20 protein-coding genes and 2 rRNA genes are annotated in these 23,555 nt (G+C 71.2%); 21 read left to right on the top strand and 1 reads right to left on the bottom strand.

Annotation, left to right across the window (positions count from 1 at the left end):
- The 15 genes from VB059_RS07010 to VB059_RS07080 form a co-directional block, all read left to right on the top strand.
- A 23S ribosomal RNA gene (locus VB059_RS07010) occupies positions 1-1,726 on the top strand; the annotation flags it as partial.
- A 143-nt stretch (positions 1,727-1,869) separates the two neighbouring features.
- A 5S ribosomal RNA gene (gene rrf, locus VB059_RS07015) occupies positions 1,870-1,986 on the top strand.
- 1,041 nt (positions 1,987-3,027) lie between these two features.
- Complete coding sequence (locus tag VB059_RS07020) at positions 3,028-3,939, top strand: hypothetical protein (protein ID WP_323421312.1); 912 nt, start codon at positions 3,028-3,030, stop codon at positions 3,937-3,939.
- Positions 3,932-4,930: an HAD-IIA family hydrolase gene (locus VB059_RS07025; protein WP_323421313.1), complete on the top strand. Its 999-nt coding sequence runs from the start codon at positions 3,932-3,934 to the stop codon at positions 4,928-4,930. Before VB059_RS07020 ends, VB059_RS07025 begins: the two co-directional genes overlap by 8 nt.
- Positions 4,927-5,667 carry a TlyA family RNA methyltransferase gene (locus tag VB059_RS07030; RefSeq protein ID WP_323421314.1) on the top strand — a complete coding sequence of 247 codons (741 nt, stop codon included), beginning with the start codon at positions 4,927-4,929 and terminating at the stop codon, positions 5,665-5,667. Before VB059_RS07025 ends, VB059_RS07030 begins: the two co-directional genes overlap by 4 nt.
- A 164-nt stretch (positions 5,668-5,831) precedes the next feature.
- Entirely contained in the window at positions 5,832-7,055 is a 1,224-nt protein-coding gene (locus VB059_RS07035; RefSeq protein WP_323421315.1) for an MFS transporter, read from the top strand.
- A 9-nt stretch (positions 7,056-7,064) separates the two neighbouring features.
- Positions 7,065-8,150, top strand: coding sequence for an NAD kinase (locus VB059_RS07040; RefSeq protein ID WP_323421316.1), 1,086 nt, complete (start codon positions 7,065-7,067; stop codon positions 8,148-8,150).
- Entirely contained in the window at positions 8,147-9,895 is a 1,749-nt protein-coding gene (gene recN / locus VB059_RS07045) for a DNA repair protein RecN (RefSeq protein ID WP_323421317.1), read from the top strand. Before VB059_RS07040 ends, recN begins: the two co-directional genes overlap by 4 nt.
- Positions 9,896-9,906: 11 nt before the next feature.
- On the top strand, positions 9,907-11,589 hold the full coding sequence (locus VB059_RS07050) for a CTP synthase (protein ID WP_323421318.1): 1,683 nt from the start codon (positions 9,907-9,909) through the stop codon (positions 11,587-11,589).
- Between the two features lie 109 nt (positions 11,590-11,698).
- Positions 11,699-12,331, top strand: coding sequence for an NUDIX domain-containing protein (locus VB059_RS07055; RefSeq protein ID WP_416339518.1), 633 nt, complete (start codon positions 11,699-11,701; stop codon positions 12,329-12,331).
- Between the two features lie 24 nt (positions 12,332-12,355).
- Positions 12,356-13,309: a site-specific tyrosine recombinase XerD gene (gene xerD / locus VB059_RS07060; protein ID WP_323421320.1), complete on the top strand. Its 954-nt coding sequence runs from the start codon at positions 12,356-12,358 to the stop codon at positions 13,307-13,309.
- A 163-nt stretch (positions 13,310-13,472) separates the two neighbouring features.
- Positions 13,473-14,348, top strand: coding sequence for a ParA family protein (locus tag VB059_RS07065; protein WP_323421379.1), 876 nt, complete (start codon positions 13,473-13,475; stop codon positions 14,346-14,348).
- Between the two features lie 95 nt (positions 14,349-14,443).
- Complete coding sequence (locus VB059_RS07070; RefSeq protein WP_323421321.1) at positions 14,444-15,190, top strand: pseudouridine synthase; 747 nt, start codon at positions 14,444-14,446, stop codon at positions 15,188-15,190.
- A gap of 137 nt (positions 15,191-15,327) precedes the next feature.
- On the top strand, positions 15,328-16,767 hold the full coding sequence (gene pafA / locus VB059_RS07075) for a Pup--protein ligase (RefSeq protein WP_323421322.1): 1,440 nt from the start codon (positions 15,328-15,330) through the stop codon (positions 16,765-16,767).
- Positions 16,768-16,819: 52 nt separating this feature from the next.
- Positions 16,820-17,854, top strand: a complete 1,035-nt coding sequence (locus VB059_RS07080) for an FKBP-type peptidyl-prolyl cis-trans isomerase (protein WP_323421380.1) — start codon at positions 16,820-16,822, stop codon at positions 17,852-17,854.
- Here the strand turns inward: VB059_RS07080 and gluQRS are convergent.
- A complete protein-coding gene (gene gluQRS / locus VB059_RS07085; RefSeq protein WP_323421323.1) occupies positions 17,848-18,921 on the bottom strand; it encodes a tRNA glutamyl-Q(34) synthetase GluQRS in 1,074 nt (357 codons plus the stop codon). The genes VB059_RS07080 and gluQRS overlap by 7 nt on opposite strands.
- A gap of 81 nt (positions 18,922-19,002) precedes the next feature.
- On the opposite strand from gluQRS, the gene VB059_RS07090 reads away from it, so the two are divergent.
- The 6 genes from VB059_RS07090 to VB059_RS07115 are packed head-to-tail and all read left to right on the top strand — an operon-like array spanning position 19,003 to position 23,515.
- Positions 19,003-19,980: a helix-turn-helix transcriptional regulator gene (locus VB059_RS07090; protein WP_323421324.1), complete on the top strand. Its 978-nt coding sequence runs from the start codon at positions 19,003-19,005 to the stop codon at positions 19,978-19,980.
- On the top strand, positions 19,964-21,022 hold the full coding sequence (locus VB059_RS07095; RefSeq protein WP_323421325.1) for a helix-turn-helix transcriptional regulator: 1,059 nt from the start codon (positions 19,964-19,966) through the stop codon (positions 21,020-21,022). The genes VB059_RS07090 and VB059_RS07095 overlap by 17 nt, the downstream gene beginning before the upstream one ends.
- Entirely contained in the window at positions 21,019-21,324 is a 306-nt protein-coding gene (locus VB059_RS07100) for a hypothetical protein (protein ID WP_323421326.1), read from the top strand. Before VB059_RS07095 ends, VB059_RS07100 begins: the two co-directional genes overlap by 4 nt.
- Positions 21,325-21,341: 17 nt before the next feature.
- Positions 21,342-21,614: a twin-arginine translocase TatA/TatE family subunit gene (locus VB059_RS07105; RefSeq protein WP_323421327.1), complete on the top strand. Its 273-nt coding sequence runs from the start codon at positions 21,342-21,344 to the stop codon at positions 21,612-21,614.
- Positions 21,615-21,618: 4 nt separating this feature from the next.
- Entirely contained in the window at positions 21,619-22,539 is a 921-nt protein-coding gene (gene tatC / locus VB059_RS07110; protein ID WP_323421328.1) for a twin-arginine translocase subunit TatC, read from the top strand.
- Positions 22,532-23,515 carry a diacylglycerol/lipid kinase family protein gene (locus VB059_RS07115; RefSeq protein WP_323421329.1) on the top strand — a complete coding sequence of 328 codons (984 nt, stop codon included), beginning with the start codon at positions 22,532-22,534 and terminating at the stop codon, positions 23,513-23,515. The genes tatC and VB059_RS07115 overlap by 8 nt, the downstream gene beginning before the upstream one ends.
- Positions 23,516-23,555 lie beyond the last annotated feature (40 nt).

The raw sequence follows: 23,555 nt of genomic DNA on the forward strand, positions 1-23,555 counted from the left end.
TAGCGAATGACGGGTGAGAAACCCGTCCGCCGAATATCCAAGGGTTCCAGGGTCAAGCTAATCTGCCCTGGGTAAGTCGGGACCTAAGGCGAGGCCGACAGGCGTAGTCGATGGACAACGGGTTGATATTCCCGTACCGGTGTAATGGCGACCCTGCCGAGGCGCGCGATGCTGAGCACGGAAGCCGTTCCCATGGCACCTTCGGGTGGCGGGGTTCGGTGACTCTGCGACCCAGACGTGTAGTAGGCAAGCTACGGAGTGACGCAGGAAGGTAGCCCATCCTGGGCGGTGGTTGTCCCAGGGTAAAGGTGTAGGACGAGGTGTAGGTAAATCCGTGCCTTGTGTGTCTGAGACCTGATGCCACTGCCCCGTTGTGGGGTGGTGTGGGTGATCCTATGCTGCCGAGAAAAGCTTCGTGAGCGATGTCATGAGCCGCCCGTACCCTAAACCGACACAGGTGGATGAGTAGAGAATACTAAGGCGATCGAGAGAATCGTGGTTAAGGAACTCGGCAAAATACCCCCGTAACTTCGGGATAAGGGGGGCCGGATGCGTGATCTGCCTTGCGTGGTGAGCGTTGATGGCCGCAGAGACCAGGCCCAAGCGACTGTTTATCAAAAACACAGGTCCGTGCCAAGTCGTAAGACGATGTATACGGACTGACTCCTGCCCGGTGCTGGAAGGTTAAGGGGACGTGTCAACTTCGGTGAAGCACTGAACTTAAGCCCCAGTAAACGGCGGTGGTAACTATAACCATCCTAAGGTAGCGAAATTCCTTGTCGGGTAAGTTCCGACCTGCACGAATGGAGTAACGACTCGGGCACTGTCTCAACCACGAACTCGGTGAAATTGCACTACGAGTAAAGATGCTCGTTACGCGCAGCAGGACGGAAAGACCCCGGGACCTTTACTATAGTTTGGTATTGGTGATCGGTACAGCTTGTGTAGGATAGGTGGGAGACGTTGAAGCGGCCACGCCAGTGGTTGTGGAGTCATTGTTGAAATACCACTCTGGTTGTTCTGGTTATCTAACCTCGGACCATGATCTGGTTCAGGGACAGTGCCTGATGGGTAGTTTGACTGGGGCGGTCGCCTCCCAAAGAGTAACGGAGGCGCCCAAAGGTTCCCTCAGCCTGGTTGGCAATCAGGTGTCGAGTGTAAGTGCACAAGGGAGCTTGACTGTGAGACTGACAGGTCGAGCAGGGACGAAAGTCGGGACTAGTGATCTGACGGTGGCGTGTGGAAGCGCCGTCACTCAACGGATAAAAGGTACCCCGGGGATAACAGGCTGATCTTGCCCGAGCGTCCATAGCGACGGCATGGTTTGGCACCTCGATGTCGGCTCGTCGCATCCTGGGGCTGGAGTCGGTCCCAAGGGTTGGGCTGTTCGCCCATTAAAGCGGCACGCGAGCTGGGTTCAGAACGTCGTGAGACAGTTCGGTCCCTATCCGCTGTGCGCGTAGGAGTCTTGAGAAGGGCTGTCCTTAGTACGAGAGGACCGGGACGGACCAACCTCTGGTGTGCCAGTTGTTCTGCCAAGGGCATGGCTGGTTGGCTACGTTGGGAAGTGATAACCGCTGAAAGCATCTAAGCGGGAAGCACGCTTCAAGATGAGGACTCCCACTTTTGGTAAGGCCCCCAGTAGACGACTGGGTTGATAGGTCGGATGTGGAAGCCTGGAAACAGGTGGAGCTGACCGATACTAATAGGCCGAGGGCTTACCCAACATGTCAAGACACAATGTCTGCGGTAAGGTTGTTCGCGTCCACTATGTTGTTCCCGGAACACAAACACGGTTCCTGGCCCATCACCACCCTTGGCGGGTGGGTGGGTGACAGTTGAATAGTGTGGATACTGTTTCGACAGTGTTACGGTGATCATGGCGGAAGGGAAATACCCGGTCACATTCCGAACCCGGAAGTCAAGCCTTCCAGCGCCGATGGTACTGCACACGGGAGTGTGTGGGAGACTAGGACATCGCCGGACAACACACACCACCTTCGGGTGGAACGGCTGGAGGCCGGTACCGTGAGGTGCCGGCCTCAGCTGCGTTATGGACTCTTTGTGAAAGGACTCGCCATGGGCGACGAGAACAGGGGACACCAGGGCGGTCCCGGTCGCGGTGGTCGCAGTGGCGGTGGCCACGGCGGTCAGGGCGGCCAAGGTGGTCGCGGCGGTCAGGGCGGTCGCGGCGGACGTTCCGGCGGAGGCGAGCGGGGCAGCTACGGCGGCGATCGACGTGGCGGCCGTCCCGGTGACGACCGCGGTCGAGCGGGAGGTGAGCGCGGCCGCGATGGCCGACCGTCCGATGGCGGAAGGTCCGGCGGTTACCGCGGAGATCGGCCTGAGGGTGAGCGTTCCAGTGGCTACCGCGGCCGGTCGGGTGACCAGCGCTCGGGTGGCCAGCAGCGTGGCGGTTACCGCGGAGATCGGCCTGAGGGTGAGCGTTCCAGTGGCTACCGCGGCCGGCCGGGCGATCAGCGTTCCGGAGGCCAGCGCGACGAACGTTCATCGGGTGGTCGTTCCGGTGGCTACCGGGGTGAGCGGTCCGGTGACGAGGGCTCCCGTGGCTATCGGGGTCCGCGCTCGAGCGGCGGGCAGGCGGGCGGCGAAGGTCGCGGTGACCGACAGGGATGGCAGAGCGACTCCGGTCGGTCGGGGCGTGGAGGATCGTCGCAGGGCCGTGGCGGACGCAGTGCCGGCGGTCGGTCCGGCGAGCGCCCCCAGGGCGGTCGGGGATACCGACGGCCGGAGGACATGCGGCGTAGCGAGGGTGACCACGGCGACCAGATGCGCCAGGGATCGCGTCCCGAACGCGGCCGGGACGGCGCGCAGGGGAACCGTACCTGGCAGGACTCCCGGGACCGGCGGGGCGGAGATCGTGACCGAGGGCGTGACAGGTCGGGTTACGGCAATCGTGGTCCGTCCAGCCGCGGCCCCGAGCGTGATCGGGGACAGGGCGGCCGCTCCGACCGGGAGCGTGAGCCGCTGCCTCCGGGCCTCGAGCGGGCCGCGGACGAGCCGCCGGTGCCGACGGACGCGGACCTCTCGCGTCTGCCCCGGCAGGTCCGCGCCGAGCTGCGCAGCCTGTCGGCTGACGCTGCGGAGTTCGTGAGCGCCCATCTGGTGGCCGCCGGCGATCTCATCGACGATGATCCCGCCCTCGCCCTGCGCCACGCCCAGGCGGCCAAGCGTCGGGGTGCCCGGCTTCCGCTGGTCCGTGAAGCCGTCGCCGAGACGGCGTACGCGGCCGAGGACTTCGCCGTGGCACTCACCGAGTACCGGGCGCTGCGGCGACTCACCGGTGACTCGGCGTATCTGCCGGTGATGGCCGATTGCGAGCGTGCTCTCGGCCGTCCGGAGGAGGCGCTCCGGCTGGTGCGCGAGGCGAAGCTGGTGGAGATGACCCAGCGCAGTCGTGTCGAGCTGGTGATCATCGAGGCAGGGTCCCGTGAGGACCTCGGCCAGGCCAAGGAAGGCCTCCGGGTCCTCCGGTCGTTCCTCGGCCACCTGTCGAAGGAGGTCCCGCACGAGGCACACGCGCGGTTGGCCTACGCGTACGCGGCGATGCTGCTGCGTCATGACCAGCCGGAGGAAGCCCGCGAGTGGTTCGCCATCGCGGACGAGCTCGACACCGCCCGTGAGCTCGACGCGGTTGACCAGATCGAGCTGCTCGACGGTATCGACCTCGAATTCGACTTCGAAGACGAAGACGAAGACGAAGATGTTGAGCGCCAGAGTGAGGCAGTCGAGGGCGTCGAGGGCGAGGGCGTCGAGGCTGAGGGCGTCGAGGGCGAGGTCGCCGAGGCTGAGGTCGCAGAGGCTGAGGCTCCGGAGGCGGCTGACGAGGGGGACGACGAGACCCCTGACGATGCGACCGCTCCGGCGCCCGAGACACAGCAGGACAGGACGAAGGACGACAGGGCGGCCGGTGAGTGAGGTGATCTCGGAGTACGACGCCGCGCTGTTCGACCTGGACGGCGTGGTCTACCTGGGGCCGCAGGCGGTCCCAGGTGCCGCCGAGGGCATCGCCGCACTGCGGGAACGCGCCGTGCCGGTCTGTTTCGTGACCAACAACGCCGCCCGGGCCCCTGAAGCGGTCGTCGACCAGCTCGTCGGGCTCGGCATCCCCTGCACCGTGGCCGAGGTGATCACCGCGGGCCAGGCCGGGGTACGGATGCTCAGCCAGGAACTGCCCGCCGGGTCCACCGTCCTGGTCTGCGGATCCGACGCCCTCGCCGACCAGGTCGCGGCCGCCGGGTTCACCGTCGCCACGTCGGCCGAGGACGCCCCCGATGCTGTCATCCAGGGCTACGAGCCGGACCTGTCGTGGTCCGTGCTCACCGAGACCGCGCTGGCCGTGCAGCGCGGGGCGCGTTGGTTCGCCACCAACGCCGACCCCACCCGGCCGACCGACCGGGGGCTGGAACCCGGCGCCGGGGCACAGATCGCGGTGGTGCGGATGGTCGTCGGCGGCGATCCGCAGACCGCGGGCAAGCCCGAGAAGCCGCTGATGGAGGCGGCTGCCGCACGGCTGGGCGCGGGTCGGCCGATCTTCGTCGGTGACCGGCTCGACACCGACATCGCCGGCGGACGCAACGCCGACATGGACACCATGTTGGTCTTCTCCGGCACCCACCGCGCCGCGGACCTCTTCGCCGCCGACCCCGCACACCGTCCCACTCACATCGGGCGCGACCTGCGCGATCTCCTTGCGCCCGCTGCCACGGTGACGTCGGACGGCGACGGGGCCCGCTGCGGCGAGGCCCACGTACGCCTCGTCGACGACGCCGTGACCATCGTGGCCGCCGGCGACCCGCTCGACCTCGTCCGCGCCACCGCCCGTCTCGTCTGGTCCGTCCGGGACGCCGGCCGCGCCGTCGACCCGTCCGCCGTCGAGGAGGCGGTGGCCGCGGAGCTGGGTCGGTGACCCCGGCCGCCCGCAGACTGGACCGCGTCCTGGCCGAGCTGGGCCTGGCCCGCTCCCGCAGTCATGCCCAGGAACTGATCCGCTCCGGGCGGGTCAGGCTCGCCGGCCGGACCGTCACCCGGCCGGCGACCCCCGTCGCGCAGGACGTCGATCTCGACGTCGACCGCGAGGAATGGGTCGGGCGCGCCGCGCACAAGTTGCTCGGGGCCCTCGAGGACCTGCCGGTCCCGATCCCCGCCCGCGCCCTGGACCTCGGGGCCTCCACCGGCGGCTTCACCCAGGTGCTGCTCGTCCGCGGCTGCCCGGAGGTGTACGCCGTGGACGTCGGTCACGATCAGCTCGTCCCCGAGCTCCGTGACGATCCCCGGGTGCGGGTCCGGGAAGGACTCAACGCCAAGGAGCTGACCCTCGCCGACCTCGACGGCCGGCCGGTCGACCTGATCGTCGCCGATGTCTCCTTCATCTCCCTCACCCACCTGCTTCCGGCGCTCACCGGGGTGGCCGGCCCCCGGGCGTACGCTCTCCTCATGGTCAAGCCCCAGTTCGAGGTCGGACGCGAGGGGCTGGACGGCAGAGGCGTCGTCCGCGACGAGAGCGCGCGACGTGCGGCGGTCGACGGTGTGGCGACGGCCGCTGAGGAACTCGGCTGGACGGTGACCGGGCGCGCCCCGAGCCGCCTGCCCGGCCCGGCGGGCAACATCGAGTACTTCCTGCGCCTGGCGCGGAACGGAAGGTGAGCAGGACGAGCGAGCACGACACGGACAGCCCAGGGGACGACCCGGAGGGACCACGCGACGACCCGGACGAGGCCGCTTCGAGCGGGGAAGGTACGGGCAGGCCCGGTGGCACTCCCGGACCGGCGGGTCCCGGTGACGTGGTAGGACCGGCCGATCCCGACGACATGGCAGCCTCGGCGGGCCGTACGACCTGGGCCGGGCACCGGCGCGGCAGTCGTGACTTCACCCGGCTCCTGGCCGCGATGTTCTTCGCCGGCGTCGCGACCTTCGCCCAGCTCTACGCCCCACAGGCGGTGCTGCCGGCGATCAGCTCCGGACTGCAGGTCGCGCCCGCCGAGGCGGCGTTGCTCGTCTCCGCGGCCACCGGCGGGCTGGCCGTCTCCGTGCTGGCGTGGTCGTGGCTGGCCGACCGGCGCGGCCGCGTCCGGACGATGCTGATCGCGATCGTGCTGGCCACCGTGATCGGGGCCGCCGTCGCGTTCACCTCCTCGCTGCCGCTGATGGTCGTCCTGCGGTTCCTGGAGGGTGGCTGCCTGGGCGGGGTCGCCGGGGTCGCCGTGGCCTACATCACCGAGGAGACCCATGCGGCCTCGATGGCGGCCGCCACCGGGCTCTACATCTCCGGCACCTCTCTCGGTGGACTGTCCGGCCGGCTGGTGTCCGGCCCGGTCACCGATCTGACCGGCTCGTGGCGGGTCGGGGTCGGTGCCGTCATCGCCGTCAGTGCGGTCGCCGCCGTCCTGTTCGCGGTCCTCGTGCCTCCGGCCCGGCGGTTCACCCCACGGCGTACGTCACTGCTCGACGTCTCCCGACGCGCCGTCGCGCACCTGCGCCGGCCGCGGATGCTGGCCGTCTTCGTCCAGGCCTTCTGCCTGATGGGCGCGTTCGTCACCGTGTACAACTACCTCGGGTTCCGGCTGGAGCAGGCACCGTTCGCGCTGTCGCCCACGATCACCTCGCTGCTGTTCCTCTCCTACCTGGCCGGCACCTGGTCGTCCCAGCAGGCGACCCGCGCCGCGGTGCGGTTCGGGCGGCGTACGGTCCTGCTCGGCTCCGGCGGGCTGATGCTCGGTGGCCTGGCCCTCACCTGGGTGCCGTCCATCGCCGTCATCATCGTCGGCCTGGTCGTGCTGACGGCCGGCTTCTTCGCCGGCCACGCGATCGCCTCGGCCCTGGCCGGCATCATGGCCGCCGAGGGCCGGGCCCAGGCGACGGCCCTGTACAACTTCTTCTACTATGCCGGCTCGTCCCTGATGGGGTGGGGCGGCGGCTACCTGTTCACCATCGGCGGGTGGAGCGCGGTCTCGGCCTTCTGCGCGCTCGCCGTCGCCGCGGCCATGATCGCCGCGTGGGCCGGCCTGCGCCCCGATGCTTCCCGCTGCGTTTAGGCTGGCCCGGTGAGCACCTCGCACCCCGGTCCCGTCGTCTGCGCCACCGACCCGGCGGAGGGTGCCGGCGGGCGCCGCGTCGCGGTGATCACCCACACGCACCGGCCCGAGGCGGTGCGGGCCGCGGTGCAGTTCATGTACGGGGTCGGGGCCCAGGACATCACCTGTGTGCTGCCCCGGGCCGATGCCCGGGAGATGGCCCCGTTCCTCGACGGTGCCGACCTGCGGACCGACCTGATCGACGAGGCCGGGACGAACGGCTGCGAGCTGGTGGTCGTCTTCGGCGGCGACGGCACCATCCTGCGCGGTGTCGAGTGGGCCCTGTCGGTCGACCTGCCGATCCTCGGGGTCAACCTCGGCCACGTCGGGTTCCTCGCCGAGGCCGAGTCCTCCCAGATCGACCAGGTGGTCGCGGCCGTCTGCCACCGGACGTACCACACCGAGTCGCGTTTCACGGCCCGGGTGCGCGTGCTGTCCGAGCCCGCCGGGACGGTGCTCTGGGAGTCCTTCGCCGTCAATGAGGCCTCGCTGGAGAAGGCGTCCCGGCAGCGGATGCTCGAGGCCGTGGTGGCCGTCAACGACCAGCCGCTGTCGCGGTGGAGCTGCGACGGCATCCTGGTCTCCACGCCGACCGGTTCCACGGCGTACGCGTTCTCGGCCGGCGGTCCGGTGACCTGGCCGGGCGTGGACGCGATGCTCATCGTCCCGCTGAGCGCCCACGCGCTGTTCAACCGCCCGGTGGTGGTGCCCGCCGACGCGCACGTCCATGTCCAGGTGGTGCGGGCCGAACAGAACAACGCCATCGTCTGGCTCGACGGGCGTCGTTCGTTCGACCTCGCCCCCGGCAACGTGCTCGATGTGACCCGCGGCTCCCACCGTCTGCAACTGGCCCGCATCGCGCCCGACGACTTCACCGGCCGGCTGGTCCGGAAGTTCGGGCTGAACATCGAGGGCTGGCGCGGGGCCGCCGAGCGGCGTGATGGTGATGAGCGGCGCGGTGCTGACGAGGGGCAGGGGGCTGAGGAAGGGCACAGGGCCGATGAGCGGCCCGGTGTTGCGGAACGGCACAGGGCCGAGGAACGGCACGGGGCATGATCAACGAACTGCGGATCAGTGACCTCGGCGTGATCGCCGAGGCGACCCTCGAGCTGGCGCCCGGGTTCACCGCCGTCACCGGCGAGACCGGCGCTGGCAAGACGATGATCGTCAGCGGCCTGGGACTGCTGCTCGGTCAGCGCGCGGCCCGCGGCATCGTCCGACGCGACGGCGCCGGGACGGAACGTACGGCCCGGGTCGAGGGCCGGTTCGACCGCCTGCCCGGCCCGGTGCGCGCCCGCGTCGAGGACCTCGGCGGGGCCCTCGACGAACCCGACGACGACCCGGAGCTCGTCCTCGCCCGCACCGTCGGCGCCGCCGGCCGTTCCCGGGCGTACGTCGGGGGCGCCCAGGTGCCGGTCGCCTCACTCACCACGGTGAGCGAGGAGCTGATCACCATCCACGGCCAGTCCGGCCAGATCAGGCTCGCGCTGCCCGACACCCAGCGCGACATGCTCGATCGGTTCGGCGGGGACGCCCTGCGGGCGATCCTGGCCGACTACCGGGCCACCTGGCAGGCCTGGCGCACCGCCTCGGCCGAACTCGACACCCTACGGGCCCGGGCGCGTGAACGCGCCCGCGAGGTCGACATGCTGCGTCACGCCCTCGACGAGATCGCCGCGGTCGACCCGACGCCCGGGGAGGACGAGGAACTCGTCGCCGAGACCACCCGGCTGCAGGCCGTCGACGACCTGCGGGTCGCCGCGGCGAAGGCAGCGCTCGCCCTCAACGGCGACGAGGTCGACTTCGACACCTCACCGGGGGCGGCCGCCCTCGTCGGCGTCGCCCGGCACGCTCTGGAGTCGATCGCCGAGGCCGACGCGCAGGCCGCGTCGCTGGCGACACGCACCCGCGAGCTCGTCTACCAGCTCAACGACCTCGGTGCGGACCTGGCCGGCTACCTCGACGGACTGGAGGCCGATCCGGCACGGCTGGAGGAGATCACCGCCCGGCGGGCCGCCCTGGCGGGCCTGCACCGCAAGTACGGCGACACCACCGACGCCGTCCTGGCCTGGGCGACCGCCTCCCGTGCCCGTCTCGACGAGCTGGTCGGCACCGACGACCGGATCGGCGAGCTGGCGGCGGAGGTCGGTCGGTTGACCGCCAGGCTCTCCGGTCTCGCTGCCGAGCTGACCGCTGCCCGCGGCACCGCCGCCCGACGGCTGGAGGAGGCGGTCCGCGAGGAGCTCGCAGCGCTGGCCATGCCCAATGCCCGGCTCAGCGTCGTCGTGGAGCCCGGCGAGCCCGGCCCCTGGGGCGCGGAGTCGATCGAGTTCCTGTTCGCTGCGAACCCTGGCGCGCTGCCCGGACCGCTCGGCAAGGTCGCCTCCGGTGGCGAGCTGTCCCGGGTCCGGCTCGCCCTCGAGGTGACCGTGGCGGACAGCCCCGACCAGACGCTCGTCTTCGACGAGGTCGACTCCGGCGTCGGCGGCGCGGTTGCGGTCGAGATCGGCCGGCGGCTGAAGCGGCTCGCCGAGCGTTCCCAGGTCGTGGTGGTCACCCACCTCGCCCAGGTGGCCGCGTTCGCCGACCGGCACTTCGTCGTGGTGAAGTCCGACGACGGCCGGATCACCACCAGCGGTGTCCGCGAGGTCGCCCGGGCCGACCGGGCCGGCGAGCTGGCCCGGATGATGGCCGGCATCGACGCCACCGACACCGCGCTGGCGCACGCCGAGGAACTCCTGGCCGTGGCCGCCGAGCCGGCCTCGAACGGATCTTTGGTCGCCAGGCGCTCCAACCGATAGGGTGGAGGTCCGTGGGCCACGCGAATCTGAACCAGCATCATGTCGAGACCAAGCACATCTTCGTCACCGGGGGTGTCGCCTCATCACTCGGCAAGGGACTGACCGCCTCGAGTCTCGGCAGCCTTCTGGTCGCCCGCGGACTCCGCGTCACGATGCAGAAGCTGGATCCGTACATCAACGTGGATCCCGGCACGATGAACCCGTTCCAGCACGGTGAGGTCTTCGTCACCGAGGACGGCGCCGAGACCGACCTCGACATCGGCCACTACGAGCGCTTCCTCGACCGCAACCTCAATGCCGACGCGAACGTCACCACCGGCAAGGTCTATGCCTCGGTGATCGCCAAGGAGCGCCGCGGTGAGTACCTCGGCGACACCGTCCAGGTGATCCCGCACATCACCAATGAGATCAAGGACGAGATGCTGCGGATGGGCGGCGACGAGGTCGACGTCGTCATCCATGAGATCGGCGGCACCGTCGGCGACATCGAGTCGCTGCCCTTCCTCGAGGCCGCCCGTCAGGTCCGTCGCGAGGTCGGCCGGGACAACTCGTTCTTCCTGCACGTCTCCCTGGTGCCCTACCTCGGGCCGTCCGGTGAGCTGAAGACCAAGCCGACCCAGCACTCCGTCGCCGCGCTGCGCCAGGGCGGCATCCAGCCCGATGCGATCGTCTGCCGCTCCGACCGTGAGATCCCCGGTGGCATCAAGCACAAGATCGCGCTGTTCTGCGACGTCGAGGAGGAGGCGGTCGTCTCCTGCCCCGATGCGCCGTCGATCTACGACATCCCCAAGGTGCTGTACAACGAGGGACTCGACGTCTTCGTCGTCCGGCGCCTCAACCTGCCGTTCCGTGATGTCGACTGGACCAAGTGGAACGACCTGCTGGAGCGGGTCCACAAGCCCCGTGAAGCGGTCACCATCGCCCTGGTCGGCAAGTACATCGACCTGCCCGACGCGTACCTGTCGGTGACCGAGGCGCTGCGTGCCGGTGGCTTCGCCAACTGGGCCAGGGTCTCGGTCAAGTGGGTGCCCTCCGACAGCTGTGAGACGCCGGAGGGGGCGGCGGAGCACCTCGGCGACGTCGACGGCATCTGCGTGCCCGGCGGGTTCGGCATCCGTGGTGTCGAGGGCAAGATCGGCGCCGTCCAGTACGCCCGCGAGAACCGCATCCCGATCCTCGGTCTGTGCCTGGGCCTGCAGGTGATGGTGATCGAGGTCGCCCGCCACCTGGCCGGTATCGACGGCGCCGACTCCTCGGAGTTCAACCCCGACACCGCCGACCCGGTGATCGCCACCATGGCCGAGCAGCAGTCCATCGTGTCCGGCCAGGGCGACCTGGGCGGATCCATGCGGCTGGGGGCGTACGACGCCACCCTCGAGCGTGACTCCCAGGTCTCCCGGCTGTACGGGTCGGTGCACGTCTCGGAGCGCCACCGGCACCGCTATGAGGTGAACAACGCCTACCGGGACCGCCTCGAGAAGGCCGGACTGGTGATCTGCGGCACCTCCCCGGACCGCAACCTGGTGGAGTTCGTCGAGCTCGCCGAGGACATCCACCCGTACTTCGTCGCGACCCAGGCCCACCCCGAGTTCAAGTCGCGGCCGACCCGCCCGCACCCGCTGTTCGCCGGCCTGGTCCGGGCCGCGCTGCAGCGCCGGGACAGCGACCGACTGCCGGTCGAGGACGAGGCCTGAGGTGACCGACGGCCCCACCGCCGCCGACAGTCTCGCCCCTGCCGCAGGCGGCACGCTCGATCCCGCCGCGGGCGGCACCCTTGATCCGGCCGAGCTGCGCGACGTCCCGATGGCCTGGCCGGTCAGCTCCCGCCATCTGGTCGGCGAGGGGGCGGTGTTCGACCTCGTCCGCGACCAGGTGGTGGATCCGACCGGTGCCGACCTGCGGCGGGAGTGGATCCGCCACCCGGGCGCGGTCGGCGTCATCGCGCTCGACGACGCCGACCGGGTGGTCCTGGTCCGCCAGTACCGCCACCCCGCCGGCCTGCGCCTGGTCGAACCGCCGGCCGGTCTGCTCGACGTCGACGGGGAGGACTACCTCGCCGCCGCACAACGCGAACTCGCCGAGGAGGTCGGCCTGCGGGCCGATGACTGGCGGGTGCTGGTGGACATGTTCACCTCCCCCGGCGCCAGCCAGGAGAGCATCCGGATCTACCTCGCCCGCGACCTGCACGAGGAGCCCCTCCCCGACGGTTTCGTCGCCGACGGCGAGGAGGCCCAGATGGACGTCGTCCGGGCCGGCTTCCAGGACGTGATCGAGGCCGTCCTCGACGGCCGGCTGCAGAACCCGGTGCTGATCGCCGGGGTGATGGCCGCCGCCGCGGCCCGGCCCGGCGGCTGGGACCGGCTGCGCCCGGCCGATGCCCCGTGGCCCGCCCGCGGGCTGCGCGACGAATTCCTCGCCCGCGCCCCGTTCGCCTGAGCCCGTGGCGATGAGTCGACGACGATGAGCCGTGCCGCACGGGAGGGGCTCGACGACCTGGTGGCCGCCTTCCTGGCCCACCTCGGGGTCGAGCGGGGGCTGTCCGCGAACACCCTGAGCAACTACCGCCGCGACCTCGACCGCTACCTGGCCTACCTGCGCGGGCAGGGCATCAGCGCCCCCGGGGAGATCACCGAGGGGATCGTCGGGGGATTTCCCGCGCAGCTGTCCGCCGGCGACGCGGACCACCGCCCGCTCGCCGCCTCGTCGGTGGCCCGGGCCGTCGTGGCGGTCCGGTCCTTCCACCGGTTCACTGCGCGGGAGGGACTGGTCGGCGCCGATCCCGCCGCGGACGTCCGGCCGCCCGCGACCGGGCGGCACCTGCCCAAGGCACTGACCGTGACCCAGGTGGAGGCGCTGCTCGCCGCCCCCGACCGGGAGACGCCGGTGGGGCTGCGGGACGCCGCCCTGCTGGAGCTGCTGTACGGCACCGGCGCGCGGGTCTCCGAGGTGGTCCGGCTCGACGTGGACGACCTGACCCGGGCGCTGGCGGCCCTGGCCGACGGGCCCACCGCACTGCGCCTGCTCGGCAAGGGATCCAAGGAGCGGCTGGTGCCGCTGGGGTCGTACGCCGCCCGCGCCGTCGAGGCCTGGCTGGTGCGGGGCAGACCGGCGCTGGCGGCCCGGGGGAGCGGTGACCCCGCGCTGCTGCTGAACACCCGCGGGGCCCGGCTGTCGCGGCAGAGCGCCTGGGAGGTGATCCGGCGCGCCGCCGACGCGGCGGGACTGGACGTCGAGATCTCCCCGCACACCCTGCGGCACTCGTACGCCACCCATCTGCTCGACGGGGGAGCCGACGTCCGGGTCGTCCAGGAGCTGCTCGGGCACGCTTCGGTGACCACGACGCAGATCTACACCCTGGTGACCGTCGACCACCTGCGCGAGGTGTATGCGGAGGCCCATCCGCGGGCCCGGTGACCCCGGCGCCGAGCCGAGTGTCCCGGCGGTCGGCGCGGCCCCATGCCGCGCCGTGGCGCTGGACTTGACCGCCGTTGCCCGCTAGACATGGGTAGTGTTGGCTTCGACAGCTCGAGGGGGTTCCGTGGATCGGTTCGGTGAGGCGCGTGAGGGCGACGCGGCACTGTTCGACGTCGACGCACCCGACACCGATGAGGCCGGCCTCGGCCCGACCGGCCGGCCCTGGCCCGCTCTCCCGGAGCCCACTCCGCCCGGGCCCGGCCCGAAGCACGCCGCGATCATCGCGATGTGCAACCAGAAGGGCGGGGTCGGCAAGACCACCACGACGATCAACCTGGGTGCCGCGCTGGTGGAGACCGGGCGCAAGGTGCTGCTGGTCGATCTCGACCCGCAGGGCTCGCTGTCGGTCGGCCTGGGGATCAACCCGCACACCCTCGAGCTGAGCATCTACAACCTCCTCCTCGGCTCCCGCGTCGACGTCGACGACGTCATCGCGGAGTCCCCGGTCGAGGGGATGGACATCCTGCCCAGCAACATCGACCTGTCGGCGGCCGAGATCCAGCTGGTCTCCGAGGTGGCCCGGGAGCTGACCCTGTCCCGGGTCCTCGACCCGCTGCGGGACCGCTACGACGTGATCCTGATCGACTGCGCGCCCTCTCTCGGGCTGCTCACCGTCAACGCCCTCACGGCCGCCGACACCGTGGTGATCCCGCTGGAGTGTGAGTTCTTCGCGCTGCGCGGCGTGGCGCTGCTGACCGACACCATCGCGAAGGTGCAGGACCGGCTCAACCCGCGGCTGACCGTGCTCGGCCTGCTCGGCACCATGTACGACGGGCGCACCCTGCATGCCCGTGAGGTGCTGCAGACCGTCGTCGACGCCTTCGGCGACCAGGTCTTCCACACCGTCATCCGGCGTACCGTCAAGTTCCCTGAGACCACCGTCGCCGGCGAACCCATCACCACGTACGCGCCCAGCTCCCCCGGTGCCGAGGCCTACCGGTCGCTGGCCCGCGAGGTGCTCGCCCGCCTCGAGGCCTGACCCCACGCCGGCCCGCCGGCCCACCCGCCACGCGGCGCCGCCGCCCGGTCGCCACGAGCGGCCGCGACCGAGAACGAACCCACCGGAGGAGACCGATGACCGAGACCGATGATGAGCACGAGGGCACCCGCCTCCAGAAGGTCCTCGCGCAGGCCGGCATCGCCTCCCGCCGGGCCAGCGAACAGCTGATCCGGGACGGCCGGGTCGAGGTGAACGGCGAGCTGGTGACCGAGCAGGGCCGCCGGGTCGACCCCGAGAAGGACGAGATCCGGGTCGACGGCTCGCGGATCCCCACCGCCCGCCGCCACGTCTACACCGTGCTGAACAAGCCGCGCGGCGTCGTCTCGACGATGGATGACCCCGAGGGCCGTGAGACGCTCAGCGACTACATCGACCGGCGCAACGTACGTCTCTTCCACGTCGGGCGGCTCGACACCGAGACCGAGGGCCTGATCATCCTCACCAACGACGGGGAGTTCGCCCACCGGCTGGCCCACCCGTCGTACGAGGTGCCCAAGACGTACGTGGCGCAGGTGCTCGGTCAGGTGTCACCGCACACCCTCAAGCGGATCCAGCGCGGCATCACCCTCGAGGACGGGCCGGTGCGCCCCGACAAGGTGAAGGTGATGCAGACCCTGCCGGACGCGACGCTGCTGCAGATCACCCTGCACGAGGGGCGCAACCGGGTGGTCCGGCGGATGATGGAGGCCTTCGGACACCCGGTGCAGAAGCTCACCCGGATCGCCGTCGGGCCGGTGCGGCTCGGCCGCCTCCAGCCGGGCGAGATGCGTGACCTCACCCACGAGGAACTGGGCAAGCTGCTCGACCTGGTCGGGATGTGAGCCGGGTGACGGGCTCCGGGGCCGACCGCTCCGGGTCCGCCGGGCGTCAGGCGTGACGGGGCCGGCGGCGACCAGCGTGCCGGCAGGACCGGGTGCTCGGGGTGTGACGAGGGTCCGGAAGTGACAAGGGGTCAGGGATGACGAGGACGGAGCCGGGCGAGGCGCGGACCCGGCGGATCTACGGGCTGGAGACCGAGTACGGACTGACCAGCCGTCCCCGGGGCGACCGGCGGGTCGGGCCGGAGGAGATCGCCCGGCAGATGTTCCGCGGGATGGTCGCCTGGGGCCGCTCCAGCAATGTCTTCCTCGGCAACGGGTCGCGGATCTACCTCGACGTCGGCTCGCACCCTGAGTACGCCACCGCTGAATGCGACGATCTGCACGACCTGATCGCCCACGACGCGGTCGGCAACCGGCTGGTCGAGGACCTGCGCCGGCTCGCCACCGACCAGCTCGCGGCCGACGGCACCCCGGTGGACATCTTCCTGTTCAAGAACAACGTCGACTCGGCCGGCAACTCGTACGGCTGCCACGAGAACTACCTGGTCGACCGGGCCGTCGACATCAACCGCTACTACCGGGTCATCCTGCCGTTCCTGGTCAGCCGCCAGCTGATCGCCGGCGCCGGCCACCTGTCCCGGACCGGGCTCCACGAGCGGCCCGACCATGCCTCCGCCGCGGACCGGCCGACCGTGTTCCAGCTCAGCCAGCGGGCCGACCAGATGTGGGACACCGTCTCCTCGGCCACCACCCGGTCCCGGCCGATGATCAACACCCGCGACGAGCCGCACGGCGATCCCGAGCTCTACCGCCGGCTGCACGTCATCGTCGGCGACTCCTCGATGTCCCAGACCACGACCCTGCTCAAGGTCGGCGCGACCGAACTGGTGCTGCGGCTGGTCGAGGCCCGGGTGGCGCTGCCCGACCTCACCCTCGACAACCCCAACCTGGCCATCCGCCAGATCTCCCGCGACATCACCGGCCGCACCCCGGTCGGTCTGGCCGACGGCCGGACCACGACGGCGCTGGACCTCCAGCGGGCCTACCTGCAGGCGGTCCTCGACCACCGCGACCGGCTGGGGCCGTTCCCGCCCTCGCTCGAGCAGGCGCTGGCGCTGTGGGAACGTACGCTCGTCGCCGTCGAGGCCGGTGACCTGGCGACCCTGTCACGCGACATCGACTGGGCGATCAAGTACCGGCTGGTGACCCGCTACGCCGACCGGCACGGCCTGCCGCTGGACAGTCCACGGCTGGCGCAGCTCGACATGGCCTACCACGACATCGCCGAGGGGCGCGGGCTGTTCCGGCTGCTCGACGCCCATGGAGAGGTGAGTCGCGTGGTCGACGAGGCTGCGGTGGACCTGGCACTGACCACGCCACCGCCGACCCGGGCCCGGCTCCGCGGGGCGTTCATCGATGCCGCCCGGGGGGCCGGGGTGGACTACCTCGCCGACTGGATGCACCTGCGGGTCAACCGGGGCAATCGGACCCGGGCGCTGACCCTGCGTGACCCGTTCCGCGACACCGACGAGCGGGTAGACGCCCTGATCGCCTCGCTGGCCGAACCGGTGTGGTGACCCGTCGCGGTGACCGGCCGCGGTGACCCGTCGCGGTAGGCTGCCCGACGTGATGGACTACCTGCCGCCCCGTCCCGCTCGTACGCTCCGGCGCCGCCGTGCCGCGCGCCCGGCCCTGGTCGCCTCGGTCCTGGCCCTGGGCCTCGGGCTGGCCGGCTGCTCCGCCGGCGGTCCGGCCGCCCCGTCCGCCTCGCCGAGCGCGTCGGCCTCGGCGGCCGCCGAACCGGCCCAGGTCGCGAACCTGGACGGGGTGAGCGTGGAAGGCAGGTTCGGCGAGTCGCCGACGGTGAAGTTCGCTCCGTTCACCGTCGCCGAGACCCAGTCCAAGGTGCTGATCGAGGGCAGCGGCCCCGAGGTCACCGCCGACATGGCCGTCACCGTGCACTACCAGGGTCTCAACGGCCGGACCGGTCAGGTCTTCGACGCCTCGTACGCCAACGGCAAGCCCACGTCGTTCAAACTCAACGGCGTGATCCCCGGCTTCTCGAAGGGCCTGGTCGGCAAGAAGCAGGGCTCCCGGGTGCTGATCGCCATGCCCGGCAAGGACGGCTATGACTCCAGCGGCGGCATCGCACAGGCCGGCATCCAGGTCGGCGACACCCTCGTCTTCGTCGTCGACATCGTCAGCGTCCCGCTCAGCGGGCCCTCCGGTGACAAGGTCACCCAGCCGTCGGGACAGCCGACCGTCAGCGGTGCCCTGAACGATCCCCGGATCTCCATCCCCGCCGGCGCCGCCCCGAGCCAGCTGGTGGTGCAGCCACTGATCAAGGGCACAGGCGACAAGGTCGCGACCGACTCGACCGTCGTGGTCAACTACCGGGGCTGGCTGTGGGACGGGTCCAAGCAGATCGCCGACACGTATGCGGCGAAGATGGTGAACGGCCAGCAGGTGCCGGCTGCGCCGGAGTCCGGACCGCTGTCCGACCTGATCAAGGGCTGGCAGACCGCGCTGAAGGGCCAGCCGGTCGGCAGCCGGATCCTGATCGTCGTCCCGCCGTCGCAGGCCTATCCCGATGGCTCGCCGGACCAGGGCATCCCCGCCGGCGCGACCCTCGTCTACGTGGTCGACATCCTCCAGGTCTACTGAGCTTCCGGGCCGCTCGGGCTGTTCCCCGGGCCGACCGGGTCCGCCGGGTCACCGGGCCGACCGACCGAGCCGGCTGGGGGCTCGGGCCGCTCGACGGCTGGGTGCTCGGGCCGCTCGGCCGAGGGTCGCCGACCGTCGGCGTCCCACACCCATGGGGTACGGGGGAGCGTAGCCGGGTCGAAGCGGGCCAGCAGATCCGCCGGGGTGACCGGCTCCCCGGGCTCGGCCAGGCCGAGCGAGACGGCGAGCCGGGACCGGACAGCGGCCGCGGGCGTCCCGTGGGCCGCCAGGTCGGCCAGCGTCACCGCGCCGTCGCGCTTGGCCAGCCGGCGGCCCTGCCGGTTCACCACCAGGGGGACGTGCGCGTACGTCGGCACCCGGCCCCCGAGGCGCTCGGTCAGCCAGGCCTGCCGCGGGGAGGACGCCAGCAGGTCGTCGCCCCGTACCACCTGGTCGACCCCTTGGGCGAGGTCGTCCACCACCACGGCGAGGTTGTACGCGTACGCCCCGTCGTTGCGGCGCAGCACGAAGTCGTCAACCGTCCCGGAGCACCGGCCGGCCAGCTCGTCGACCACTTCGACGGTGATGTCCCCGCCGCGGACCCGCACTGCGGGCCGGCGCTCGACCGCCCGCCGGGCCCGGTCCTCCGCGGTCAGCCGCCGACAGGTGCCGGGGTAGGCGCCGGGCGGGGCGTGCGGCGCGCTGACCGCCTCGGCGATCTCGCGCCGGGTGCAGAAGCACGGGTAGGTGCCGGGATCCTCGGTCAGCCGGTCGACCGCCGCCGCGTACGCCGCGAGCCGGTCCGACTGGCGGACGACATCGCCGTCCCAGTCCAGGCCGAGTGCGCGCAGATCCGCCAGCTGCCGGGCGGCCACCGCGGGGTCGTGGGCGACCCGGGCGGTGTCCAGGTCCTCGATCCGGACCAGGAAGCGCCGCCCCGAATGCCGCGCGAACAACCAGGCCAGCAGGGCCGTGCGCAGGTTGCCGACGTGCAGGTCCGAGGTCGGGCTCGGGGCGAACCGCCCCGCCCCCCGGCCGACCGGGCCCGGCTGATCCGGAGTGGTCATCGGCGGCTCCTCCCCGGTGGTCGTCATGGCGACTGTTAGTCTCGCAGGCACGAGGGTAGACGGGCGGACGGAGGAGTGGCCATGGCGCCCAGCAACGCCGAACGGCGGGTCGTGCTGACCATGTTGCTGCTGGGTGCCCCCCAACCGCTGACGAAGGCCCGGATCCGTGCCCTGGTCGAGGGCTACGCCGGACTGTCGGACGCCGCCTTCAACCAGAGTTTCGAGCGTGACAAGCGCGCCCTGCGCGTCGAGATGGGCCTGCCGATCGAGACCAGCGGTGTCGGCGAGGAGGAGGGCTACCGGATCAGGGTGGGGGAGTTCGCCCTCGCCCCGGTCGACCTCACCCCCGAGGAGGCCGCCGCCGTGGCCCTGGCCGCCCGCAGCTGGCGGGAGGCCGGGATGGCCGCCTCCTCACAGCGAGCGCTGATGAAACTGCGCTCGATCGGGGTCGAGCCGGACACCGAGGCACTGGCCACGCTGTTCACCCCCAGCGACGTCGCCGAGACGCGGCCGGAGGCCACCCGCGGCCTGACCGTGCTGCGCGACGCCATCACCAATCGGCGCCGGGTCACCTTCGACTACGCCGATCGTGGCACCCGCCACGTCGAGCCGTGGGGTCTGACGATGGCGCACGGCCAGTGGTACCTGTTCGGGGCCGACACCGACCGGCGCGCCACCCGGAAGTTCAAGCTGGCCAGGATCCGCGGCACGGTGAAGGCAGGCGCGTCGAACTTCGCCTTCCCCGAGCCCGACCCGGACGCGGTGAGCCGGCTGGCCGAGGAGGTGTCGACGGTGCAGGCCCGCAACGAGGCCGTCATCGCCGTCCGGCCCGGGCGCGAGGCCGCCCTGCACCGGGAGCTCACCCCGGTCGACGACCCCGCCCCGGCCGGCTACCGCGCCTGGCGGGTGGAGTACCCGTACCGGAAGGGCTTCGTCGGGGAGCTGGCGATGCTCGGCACCGATGTCGTCGTGCTGTCCCCGCCCGCGTTGCGGGCCGAGCTGGTGGACCACCTCACCGCGCTGGTGGAAGGAGGGGACGGCCATGACGACCGCCGCTGAACAGGTCCCCCGGCTGCTCGCCCTCAGCACCTGGCTGCGCGGCCAGGACGAGACGACGGTCGACGATGTGGCCCGGGAGTTCGGCGTGAGCGCCGGCCAGGCCCGTGAGGACGTCCGCCTGCTGACCATGTGCGAGGTGCCCGGTCAGCTCGGCTTCTACCTGCTCGACGTCGACTTCGACGCCCTCGACCAGGGGATCATCCGGCCCTCGCTCGACAACGCCCCGACCCGGCCGGCCCGGTTCAGCCCGGACGAGGCGGTCACGCTTCTGGTGGGGCTGCGCGTCCTCGCCGACACCTCCACCGGCCGTACGGCCCAGGTGATCGCCTCCGCCGCCGCGAAGATCGCCGGCGCCGCCGGGGAACACGCGGCCGCCGCGGACCTCTTCCGGCTGTCGGTCTCCTCCGCCACCCCCGAGGTACGGGATGCGGTGGCCCGGGCCCTCGAGGAGCGGCGCAGCCTGGCTCTCGACTACGTCGACGCGCAGGGACGGGCCAGCCGGCGGACGGTCGACGGGCTCACCACCAAGGTCGTCGACGGCTACCACTACCTGGAGGCCTGGGACCTCGACCGGGCCGACCGGAGATCCTTCCGGATGGACCGGATCCGCGCCGCCACCGTGCTCACCCGGGCCGCGCTCGACCACGGCGACATCGAGAGCGGACCCAGCTGGATCCACCGCCTCGAGCAGGCGGACCAGATCACCCTGTGGGTACGCCGCGCGGCGGGCTGGCTCGTCGAGTACTACCCGACCACCGAGGTCCGACCGGCCACCGCGGCCGATGCCGCCCGGGCCGGCCGCGATCCCGCCGACGGGGACCTGCTGGTCACCCTCGGGGTGCTCGACCCGACCTGGCTGACCGGGCTGCTGCTGCGCTGCGGCGCCGACGTCGTGCTGCTCGACCCTGCCGAGGCGCGCGAGGGTGCGCTGGAGCGGGCCCGGGCCACCCTCGCCCTCTACCGGGCTCCCGGCCCCGGCGGCGAGGGCCCCGGGACGGGCGGCCGATCCCGCCGTACGGGTCGGGTAGGGTCTCCTTCATGATCTGGGTGCTCGTGTTCGTCGGCATCGCGGTGCTCGGGCTGGTCGGCCTGGTCGCCTACGCGGTCTGGATGTGGCACAAGGCCCAGGACCTGCTCAGCGAGGTCGAGATGGTCGGGCGTCAGGCTGAGGAGATTCTCAGCCTCGTCGACGGACTCGCGCCACTCCCCGTCGATGGCCCCCGCGCGGGGCCGGAGGGGGCGTCGGACCCCGACGCGGAGCGCGTACCATCGGGTCAGGTGGATCTGGAGTTCGAACCCGACTTCGGCGGTTTCGGTCCCCGAGACGCCATGCACCGTCACTGAACGAGACAGAGGTTCCTATGTCCCCCCTCTCCCTGGCAGGACTCGGCGGCCCCGAGCTGCTCATCATCCTGGCCATCGTGCTGCTGATGTTCGGCGGCACCCGACTCGCCGGCCTCGGCAAGAGCACCGGCCGCGCCATCCGTGAGTTCAAGGAGGAGACGAAGAACCTCCATCCCGACCCCAAGGCCGTCGGCAACGCCGAGCAGAAGCCTGCCGCCGACGAGGTGAAGGGGACCGCGGAGGTCCACGACGCCGAGATCGTCGACCCGGAGAACAAGAAGGACCACTGAGCCCGTGGCCGATTCGCTCGACCCCGTACGATCCGCCGCGGCGGACGCCACCGGGCCGGTCGGGGCGACTCCGGAGGGGGCGCCGCTGAAGAAGCGGCGCCTCGCCTGGCTGCGTCCACCGGAGATGTCCGAGGACGGCCGGATGACACTGGTCGACCACTTCCGGGAGCTGCGCTACCGGGTGATCGTCATCGTCGTCCTCGTGCTCGTCGGGATGGCCGTGATGGCCTTCTTCTACAACGATCTGTACGCGTTCCTGCTGCGTCCGTACATGGCCGCGCTGCACCAGATCAACCAGTCCCGACCCGGCCAGGAGGTGATGGTCGTCAACGCCGGCGTCGCCGCCCCGATGACGCTGGCCATCAAGATCGTGGCGATCGCCGGGACCGTCGTCAGCAGCCCTCTCTGGCTCTACCAGATCTGGGCGTTCATCGCGCCCGGGCTGCTGGCCAAGGAGAAGAAATGGGCGATCGGCTTCATCGGCGCCGGCGTCCCGCTGTTCCTCGCCGGTGTCGCCCTCGGCTACTGGGTGCTGCCGAAGGGCATCGTGGTCCTGCTCGGCTTCACCCCGCAGAACTCGCCGGTGGCGAACATGGTCGAGATGGTGCCGTTCCTCACCTTCATGATCCAGATCATGCTGGTCTTCGGCCTGGCGTTCCTGCTGCCGGTGGTCATCGTGGCGCTGGACTTCGCCGGCGTGGTGACCGGCGTCCAGCTGGGGGCGGTCCGCTCCTACTCCATCGTCGGCATCTTCGTCTTCGCCGCCGTCGCGTCGCCGTCGACCGACCCGATCTCGATGCTCGCCCTGGCGGTGCCGATGACAGTGCTGTACGTGGCGGCGGAGATCATCTGTCGCGTGAACGATCGGCGCAAGGGGGCCCGCCTCGCCGCCGAGGAGGCCGCGGCGGGGAGCGTCGGTGACTGACGACGCCCCCGTCCTGACCCTGGTGGTCAACCCCAGTGCCGGGCTGGGCCGTGCGCGCAAACTGCTGCCGAAGGTGGTCACCGAGCTGGTCACGTCGATGCCGGGGGTGGACGTACGCGTCCACCTCGCCGCCGGTTTCGTCGAGGCCACCGCCCACTGCCGACGGGCTGTCGCCGCTGCCCGGCCGGGGGAGGGTGAGCGCCGCGGCGACGCCCTGCTGGTGATGGGGGGCGACGGGATGATGCACCTGGGGGCGAACGCCTGTGCCGGCACCGACGTCCCGCTGGGCCTGATCCCGGCCGGCACCGGCAACGACTCCTGTCGTGGCCTGGGGCTGCCGCCGGCGAATCCGGTGGCCGCGGCGCGCCTGGTGGTGCGCGGCGCCACCCGACGGATCGACCTGGCCCGGGTGACCGGTGGCCTGGTCGACCGCGGCCCCGACGACGGGTCGCAGGAGCACGTCGTCTCGGTCGTCTCCACCGGCTTCGACGCCCTGGTGAACCTCCGGGCGAACCGGACGACCTTCCCGCGGGGGCGGCTGCGGTACGCCTGGTCGGCGACCGTCCAGCTGGCGCAATTCGAACCATTGGCGTACCGGCTGGTCATCGACGGCGAACGCCGCGACATCCCCGCGATCCTGGTCGCCGTCGGCAACGCCGGCTACCTGGGCGGTGGCATGGCGATCTGTCCCGACGCGGACGTCACCGATGGGCTGCTCGACCTGACCATCGTGCACCCGGTCAGCAGGGGGACCTTCATCCGACTGCTACCCGCCCTGTTCACCGGCGCCTTCGTCCGTGATCCCGCGGTGGAGCAGCTCAGGGCCCGGGAGGTCGTCATCGACGGCGACGGCCTCTACGGCATGGCCGACGGGGACGAACTGGGCCCGGTGCCGCTCACCGTCACCGCCGCGCCGGACGCGCTCACCATCTTCACCCCGGCACCCCGCACGCCGATGCTGCGCCGGGGGCACTGAGCGGTACGGGCCGGCCCGCCACGGCGTCGTCCCCGCGCTA

This window comes from Raineyella sp. (assembly GCF_034933565.1).
GTDB lineage: Bacteria > Actinomycetota > Actinomycetes > Propionibacteriales > Propionibacteriaceae > Raineyella.